This window comes from Citrobacter sp. wls613 (genome assembly GCF_005281195.1).
Lineage (GTDB): Bacteria > Pseudomonadota > Gammaproteobacteria > Enterobacterales > Enterobacteriaceae > Citrobacter > Citrobacter gillenii.
The window spans coordinates 1-6,938 of sequence record NZ_SZXN01000046.1 but is presented as its reverse complement, the minus strand read 5'-3'; the positions used below and the strand labels follow the sequence as shown (position 1 = coordinate 6,938).

Sequence of the window (6,938 nt, the reverse complement as noted above, 5' to 3'; positions counted from 1 at the left end):
ACATCAGCATCAATCCGGACTGATGCCTGGGTTTTCAGCGGCCGGTAAAACTGACCTCTGGATGCCTGCTTCCAGAACGCATCATCCAGCGGAGCGATGCCTTCGTAATCAATATGATTATCAGCCTCAGCAGCAAGAGTTTTCAATTCAGATGAACGCTTCTCTGTCAGAGGGGGGATTTCACTGCGTTTATATCTAACCATGCTCATAGCGTCTCCTCTCATTCTTCTCTGCTTTTCGCGCACTGATAAGCCGGATTATTTCCGTACCATCTTCAAACCGTGTCGTATGCGCCACAAGAACCACAACACACCCCTTCACCGTACCTATGGTCTGCCACCTGAACTCACCGTTCTCGATACGGTCCTGGGCCGACAGATGAAATGGATCATCAAATACCAGAGCTGCCTCTTCAAAACGAATTCCATGCTTACGGTAGTTCGTCTCCGCTTTGACTGAATCCCATTCAAACTCAAGCTCTGTTCTCATGAAATACACTTTTGTATATACAATTAAGTATAGACAATACCACAGGGCAGCAGAAAAAATAACTGTAAATTCAAGGCTACGCCAACCTACGCAATCAAACACACTTGACCAAAAAACTTTAATATATAAACTAGATGAAACATTAGGTTAAAATTAGAGGCGATTATGATTGCAGTCACACTCCCGGAAGAACTCATGGAAAAGCTCGATTATGTATCTAAAAAAACAGAGAAAAGCCGTTCGTTTCTTATTCGAGAATCCCTAGAGCGCTTCATTGATGAACTCGAGACTGAATATGAAAAAAGAGAGGTAAAAATAGACATGAATGGTTCATTTTACGAATTACTGGTTGATGAATGTAAAACGCCGATGGAGCTAACAACTGGTGCGCGAAAAGTTGCTTTCACTATGTTCAGTGATGAGGGAAAACTCTACGTATTAAACTCTAAAGGAAATACCCGTCCTCTTGATGAGAAACCAGCCAATGATTTTTTTGAAACATTCAAAAAGACTGGAAGCACATCACCAATCACATATCGAGATTCCACATTCAATGCATCCTACTTCTTAGCCGCAACTCAGGAGTTGATGCGTAGAGGGACGATTTAGCATAAGTGTAAACCCAATGAAAAAGCCCGCAGTCGCGGGCTATTTGTCTATGGTGACTAGTCGTTCGCGGGCGGTGTCGTAAACTGCGTTTTTATCCCGTTTGCCGACAGCCACGACCAGGATCACTAACTCGCCATCCTCGACTTTATAAACTAAACGCACCCCTGCGGCGCGTAGCTTGATTTTGTAACAGCCCTCAAGCCCACGCAGCCGATTAGCGGGCCGGTGCGGGTCTTCGACCAGTTTTGCTAACTTCTTTTTAAACTGGTCACGTACGCTGGCATCCAGCCGGTGCCATTCGTCAAAAGCCTCTTCGTAAAATTCAATGTCATAGGTCATCGAGTTTCACGCGTATCCGTTTGCCCGGGTTAGCCAGGCGAGCGCGCGCCAGTTCGATGATGTCTGCGTCTTCGTCTGCCAGTAATGCGATCTGCACCGGCAAGCGGTTATTCTGCGCAACGTACTCCAGGACAAGGCGAACGGCTTCGGACGTTGTAACGCCTAACGCGTCAAGCGCTGCACCAGAACGTGCCTTTAAATCGTCATCGATGCGGATGTTCATAGTTGCCATATACACGGCCCTCGATGTAATTACATTTGTATACACGAAATATAAGCAATAACCGTATAATAGGCAATTAAAATCCAGCCAAGGCGGGGTTGTTCATGCCTCCTCATTTACCATAACACCACTTTTACGCAGGCGTAAAAAAACCCGCCCAAGGCGGGTTTGATACTATGGCATGAGCTGGGATCGACTAAACCACTTCTGCGCGGCAGCATCATCTTGCTCTACCCCCCATCCATGTTTATACATCTCACCAAGAGATGCCTGAGCCCCTGCATGATCTTGCTCAGCCGCCAGAATAAACCAATTGAAAGCCTGCTTATCACTTTTCTCAACGCCCAGCCCAAGATGATACATCCAGCCAAGTTTAAATTGTGCGCTATCATGACCTTGCTTCGCGGCACTGAGAAACCATTCAACGGCAAACGCATCATTTCTTAAATCAGAAAAAGCATACAGTCTTCCAAGGTGAAACTGAGCCTCTGCATGACCTTGCTCAGCGGCTTTCAGATACCATTCTGAAGCTTTCTGAATGTCCTTATATCCACCTAACCCCAGATGATATAACCACCCAAGATTAAACTGGGAATCATCATGGCCTTGCTCAGCTGCAAGTTGAAACCAGTATATTGCGTGCTCATAATCCTGATTTACACCAAGACCACTGGAAAATATTTTGCCCAGATTAAACCTGGCCTGACTATCTCCAGCAGTAGCTAATGGTAACCAGAGCTCAACAGAGAACGACTCCATAAGGTCATCCCTTAATGGTTATCTGAATGTCATCCTCACTAACCCCAAAATAAAGTGACAGACCAGTCTTAGCTTCTTTCAGACTTAAAGGCCTGACACTAACATCCACTTCTTCGTACTCATCATATTCGTCGCTACCGGTCTGATTTACACCACTTAAAGAAGACGGTTCAACACTACCAAGGGGTTTAAAATTTAGCTTACTGAGATCTATCCCCATATCTTCAAGGTTTCGGTAAGAAACAGGGTTTCGATTTCCATCCCATTGGTTAGGAATATCAATCTCAGCATAAGAATCAATGTTGATGATCCAACGCTTCCCTGGATGGTCTGGAATCCTGCTAATCCCCGAAATTCGTCCAATCATAAAAGCATGGTGATGTTTTGCCTCTTGGGTTCCCCAATCAATCTTCGAGTTCTGAACGCAAACTACATACGAACATTTTCCCGCATGGCTGGCATTGAGTCTCCAAGCCTTACTTCCACCAGTTTTTAAAATCTCATTAATACCACGCGCGGTAAGAACAGTAATGCAATCAGTACTAGACATAGAAATCACCTTAAATGTATTTACAATCGGAATTTAAATCATCAACAGGGTGATTTATAGCAGTACCAAACAGAGAATACAAGAAAAAAACAAGTTACTACGCATAGTACTAAACAAAGTACCTGGCGTAGAACATGTTTATGCCAGGAATCCTTAGTGGATGTAGATACGTCATACCATACGGAGATAAAAGATGGTGCATACATCGATAGGGGGCTTTTTTTGTCTGTCGTCCGGCGGCAACTATCACAGTGAATTGAACATAACGTCTTAATTGCACGCACCGCGAAAACGCGCTCAGTGCGGTTCCGGCGCGTTCGCCGTAAAAGACCGCCTTATCCCTGGCTGAAATGCCGCAAAACGCCCCTGATAAGTTTTAACCGTATGCATGACTATGCACGGCACTGCCTGGTGCCCGAACTGGCGTGAAAGAAACACCGTAATGCGGATTTATCCGGGTTTACCTAAGGCAGATGCGGAAATTCGCGCGTAAAAGCCCCATAGCGCACGAAGTCTTGTATGAGCAAGCCACCGCCGCCAGATCAAGGGGACTTAGAACTGCTTTAGAATCGAGAGAAAGCCAGTCAAGGGCGCGTAGCGGCGAAGCGAACCCTTTACGGGCTGTAACGACCCCACCCTTGGGGAAGGGGGATGGTTCGCCACTGCGAGCCATCCTCCTGTTAAACCGGGTCTGACCTGTTTTTTGTGATACCCGTTCAGGGGATCATGCCTTCGGGGGGGCCGAATTCGAATGACTCAGCCTACTGAGGCAAGCCATCCCAATGGCGACTTCGGATTTGGGGGCAAAGCCCGCCACACCGTTAAGCTAGTCCTCAAGGACGACGCGCGACCAACCTCGTTACAGACAATTCCACTGGTTTTTTATGAGCGGGAAACGCACAGGAAAAAACAGGGGTAAAAATTGGCTTGTAAGGGGGTTGGTCGCGCGTAGCGAGACGGTGTGGCCGCCCTTCAGGATGTTATGCAGCGTCCAGCGGAATAATATCCTGTGTCGTAGAGATGGCGGCGTCCAGCAAGCCATCGGAACGCCAGAATTAAAGGGATTTAGCGACTCCCTGAAGACGGTTCATCGGTGAACGTCCTCGGTGCATGCGATTCACCGAGGACGTTCACCGAGGCCACTCACCGATAAAATCATCGGGCAGAGCTATCGGGCGCACCCTGTGCCCGATGATTACGCCCGACGGCCGTGCCCAAAAACCGAACCCCAAATTCAAAAGCAAATGCGCCTAACAGGTGGATGGGTCGTTCCAGCCCGTACAGGGAATGCTTTATGGAAAGACCGGTTCCTGACGCTACTGCTCACCGCACTGATCCTGCTGTGCGTCAGTACGGGCGGCGCATTCCTGGGGATGTGGTATTACGGGCGGTTATGCACTGACAGAACTACTTCCAGAACTTCCACCACGGGGAGTGCGCCGGAGAAGAGATCTGCGGTGCTGGCTGCTCCTGTTTATGCTCCAGAAGCAACATAGCCTGACGAAGTGAACTGATATGTTCATCCCTGGCATTCACCGCCCCTTTAAGCCCGTCATTTTCGGTCTTTAACAACGCAATCTGATGCTGTAAATCTTGTAAAATATCACTGTTAATCGCTGTAGCATGACCGTCAACACTTACAGCGTTTTGTGTATCGTCCTTTACACCACCAAGCGAACCAAAAACACGTATAAGCTCAGACGTATCAATGGTTTTTACTTGCTTTCCATGCTTTACAACCGAGGTGTAAGTAAGCGTTCCATTGTTAAGCATCTTGTAAAGCGTAGGGCGACTGACATTTACAAGCCGCGCAGCTTCACTGATAGAGACTTTCGCCATTAGTAGCCATCCTCTGATTCCTTCAGTCGTTCTGACAAAACACGGTAAAGCTGTTCCGTATCCTCATGGAGCTTCTCGCAAAGGTCAGCCTCAGTATCGAAATCCAGGGCATTGAGCTTCTCCAGCAAAAGCAGAGACTGACCCTGAATGAATTTGGCCATATTCAGCGCAGTTTTTTGTTCTTTGTTCACGAAAACCTCCGTGTGGCAGTACCAAATGCAGGATCTGATGATATTCCGCTTCCTCGCTCATTCGCTCACTACGTTCGGTCATGAGTCTGCGGCGAGCGGTGGGATTCTAAGTAACAGATAACGTAGACGGTAAGCGTGACCAAAAGCCAGGGCAAAAACGAGAAGGACACGCCCCGCCAGGGCGTTTTTCCATAGGCTTCGCCCTCCTGACGAGTTTCACAGAAATCAGACGATCTCCGGTACTCAAATCAGAAGTGGCGAAACCCGACAGGACTTAAAGATACCAGGCGTTTCCCCCTGATGGCTCCCTCGTGCGCTCTCCTGTTCCCACCGTAAGGTTTACCCGTTGCATTCCGCCGTTCCGTAGACTCCGTGGTGGCGTTTTCTCATTCCTTCCCGTGCAACTGGGTTCCTGACAGGTGGTTCGCTCCAAGCTGGACTATCTGCACGAACTCCCCGTTTAGTCCGACTACCACGTCCGTTCCGGTAACTTAACACTTGAATCCAACCCGGAAAGACACGACGAATCGCCACTGGCGGTAGCCACTGGTAACTGATTAGAGGAGTTGAGTCTTGAATTTATGCGCCAGTTAAGGCTAAACTGAAAGAACAAGTTTTGGTGACTGCGCTCCTCATAAGCCAGTTACCCGGTTAAACAGTTCCCCAACTGACTTAACCTTCGAAAAAACCACCTCCCCAGGTGGTTTTTTTGTTTACAGTAGAATAGATTACGACGACGGAAGATAGATCTCAAGATATTCCTCTCGCGATCCTCGAGATCTACGCAATCAAAGACCAGTGTCACACTTTGGCGAATAATTTGTTATAACAAAATTATTTTTTAGTAAAATCATTATCTTATAAAAGTTCTCATAAAAGGATTTTTAATGAAAAGTACAATACCTCTAAGTGTTATTGCATTATTAGTATTAACAGGATGCGCACCAAAAAGCATCACACATCAAGTATCAAGCCAGGAATACATATCTCCGGAAAAAGGAACAACTAATACTGCCTATATGGGAGACCCAATAATAAAATAAGCAACAGGATATAAAACTGAAATAATAAGTTTAGGTGATGCATCAGGATCTCTATCTGCAATAAAAAAAGGGACGTATTGCCACACAGGGAATAACATTTTTGCAAACCCTATAGACAAAAGCTCTGTTGGTTTAAAAAACCTATATGGCGTAGTCGTCAATGCAGTAAACTACGTCACTTATGATAAAGTAAAAAATACAGTATCCCCTCCAAACGGTACATCTTACAACGCTAATGAAATATCCATAAAGTACTCACAAAATGGTCTTTGCCTCATAAGTGATTCACTTGAAAGAACTATAGAATATAATGGAAAATCAGCAGCAACACTTAAATTCACGTACCGTGAGTTCTCAAAAAACATGGCCAGAGCAGCATATACAACTGATTTTTCTGCTGATTTACCAGATGGTGACGGCGTTGTTTCTTATAAAGGGGCGAAATTTAAAGTCAACAAAGCAGATAACTCATCCATTAACTACACTGTAATTAACGGATTTGATCGCGAGCAAGAATAGCACTCTAAAAATTCAATAAAATAAAATAAAATAAAATAAAATGGTTGTTAGAGATAATCAATCTCTCTACAACCATTTACTGCATACATATCAATTCTGCAAATTATTAATTATTATTGGAATACATATAATAATAAAAAACGAGATGATATCTTTCCGTAAAAATATATTAAGTGTATCTTATTCGCTGAAAGCTAAAAAAGGTTATAACAAATCCCGCATATAGCGGGACCGTGTTGTTGTCTGAAGTTACTTACGATGCAATTCCCGCAGCATTGCTTCACGAAGAATGGCGTTGAGTCTTGTCTGGTATCCTTTTCCGGGTTCTTTCAGCCACGCCATGACATCAGCATCAATCCGGACTGATGCCTGGGTTT

At 45.5% G+C, this 6,938-nt stretch carries 12 protein-coding genes; 3 read left to right on the top strand and 9 right to left on the bottom strand.

All coding sequences use genetic code 11. The features are described from left to right. On the bottom strand, positions 1-209 hold a 209-nt coding region (locus FDX01_RS23180), incomplete at its 3' end, for a toxin-antitoxin system, antitoxin component (protein ID WP_137399577.1). Next, positions 196-489 carry a BrnT family toxin gene (locus tag FDX01_RS07835; protein WP_137399576.1) on the bottom strand — a complete coding sequence of 98 codons (294 nt, stop codon included), beginning with the start codon at positions 487-489 and terminating at the stop codon, positions 196-198. The genes FDX01_RS07835 and FDX01_RS23180, both read right to left, overlap by 14 nt. A gap of 165 nt (positions 490-654) precedes the next feature. On the opposite strand from FDX01_RS07835, the gene FDX01_RS07830 reads away from it, so the two are divergent. Then, a complete protein-coding gene (locus FDX01_RS07830; RefSeq protein ID WP_137399575.1) occupies positions 655-1,098 on the top strand; it encodes a ribbon-helix-helix domain-containing protein in 444 nt (147 codons plus the stop codon). A gap of 39 nt (positions 1,099-1,137) precedes the next feature. Here FDX01_RS07830 and FDX01_RS07825 read toward each other — a convergent pair whose 3' ends face one another. The 6 genes from FDX01_RS07825 to FDX01_RS07800 form a co-directional block, all read right to left on the bottom strand. Then, the gene (locus FDX01_RS07825; RefSeq protein WP_137399574.1) at positions 1,138-1,437 is read right to left on the bottom strand and encodes a type II toxin-antitoxin system RelE/ParE family toxin; all 300 of its coding nucleotides are present in this window, start codon (positions 1,435-1,437) and stop codon (positions 1,138-1,140) included. Further along, positions 1,427-1,669 (bottom strand): type II toxin-antitoxin system RelB/DinJ family antitoxin, encoded by a 243-nt coding sequence (locus FDX01_RS07820; protein ID WP_137399573.1) that lies wholly within the window; start codon positions 1,667-1,669, stop codon positions 1,427-1,429. The genes FDX01_RS07825 and FDX01_RS07820 overlap by 11 nt, the downstream gene beginning before the upstream one ends. Positions 1,670-1,834: 165 nt before the next feature. Further along, entirely contained in the window at positions 1,835-2,419 is a 585-nt protein-coding gene (locus FDX01_RS07815) for a tetratricopeptide repeat protein (protein ID WP_137399572.1), read from the bottom strand. 4 nt (positions 2,420-2,423) lie between these two features. Then, positions 2,424-2,969, bottom strand: coding sequence for a hypothetical protein (locus FDX01_RS23640; protein WP_137399571.1), 546 nt, complete (start codon positions 2,967-2,969; stop codon positions 2,424-2,426). Positions 2,970-4,376: 1,407 nt separating this feature from the next. Continuing rightward, positions 4,377-4,808 carry an excisionase family DNA-binding protein gene (locus tag FDX01_RS07805; protein ID WP_050074852.1) on the bottom strand — a complete coding sequence of 144 codons (432 nt, stop codon included), beginning with the start codon at positions 4,806-4,808 and terminating at the stop codon, positions 4,377-4,379. Next, entirely contained in the window at positions 4,808-4,999 is a 192-nt protein-coding gene (locus tag FDX01_RS07800; protein ID WP_050074851.1) for a Rop family plasmid primer RNA-binding protein, read from the bottom strand. Before FDX01_RS07800 ends, FDX01_RS07805 begins: the two co-directional genes overlap by 1 nt. Positions 5,000-5,886: 887 nt before the next feature. On the opposite strand from FDX01_RS07800, the gene FDX01_RS23635 reads away from it, so the two are divergent. Both FDX01_RS23635 and FDX01_RS23630 read left to right on the top strand, forming a co-directional pair. Beyond that, a complete protein-coding gene (locus FDX01_RS23635) occupies positions 5,887-6,042 on the top strand; it encodes a hypothetical protein (protein ID WP_249360904.1) in 156 nt (51 codons plus the stop codon). Between the two features lie 363 nt (positions 6,043-6,405). Continuing rightward, entirely contained in the window at positions 6,406-6,561 is a 156-nt protein-coding gene (locus FDX01_RS23630) for a hypothetical protein (protein ID WP_249360903.1), read from the top strand. Between the two features lie 249 nt (positions 6,562-6,810). Here FDX01_RS23630 and FDX01_RS07785 read toward each other — a convergent pair. Next, positions 6,811-6,938: BrnA antitoxin family protein (locus FDX01_RS07785; protein ID WP_170974767.1), on the bottom strand; the 128-nt coding region annotated here is incomplete at its 5' end.

What these genes read in the sequence shown, in the direction of transcription:
- FDX01_RS07815 (WP_137399572.1), bottom strand. Translation starts at nt 2,419, where the DNA reads ATGGAGTCGTTCTCTGTTGAGCTCTGGTTACCATTAGCTACTGCTGGA.
- FDX01_RS23630 (WP_249360903.1), top strand. Translation starts at nt 6,406, where the DNA reads ATGGCCAGAGCAGCATATACAACTGATTTTTCTGCTGATTTACCAGAT.
- FDX01_RS23635 (WP_249360904.1), top strand. Translation starts at nt 5,887, where the DNA reads ATGAAAAGTACAATACCTCTAAGTGTTATTGCATTATTAGTATTAACA.
- FDX01_RS07820 (WP_137399573.1), bottom strand. Translation starts at nt 1,669, where the DNA reads ATGGCAACTATGAACATCCGCATCGATGACGATTTAAAGGCACGTTCT.
- FDX01_RS07825 (WP_137399574.1), bottom strand. Translation starts at nt 1,437, where the DNA reads ATGACCTATGACATTGAATTTTACGAAGAGGCTTTTGACGAATGGCAC.
- FDX01_RS07830 (WP_137399575.1), top strand. Translation starts at nt 655, where the DNA reads ATGATTGCAGTCACACTCCCGGAAGAACTCATGGAAAAGCTCGATTAT.
- FDX01_RS07805 (WP_050074852.1), bottom strand. Translation starts at nt 4,808, where the DNA reads ATGGCGAAAGTCTCTATCAGTGAAGCTGCGCGGCTTGTAAATGTCAGT.
- FDX01_RS07835 (WP_137399576.1), bottom strand. Translation starts at nt 489, where the DNA reads ATGAGAACAGAGCTTGAGTTTGAATGGGATTCAGTCAAAGCGGAGACG.
- FDX01_RS23640 (WP_137399571.1), bottom strand. Translation starts at nt 2,969, where the DNA reads ATGTCTAGTACTGATTGCATTACTGTTCTTACCGCGCGTGGTATTAAT.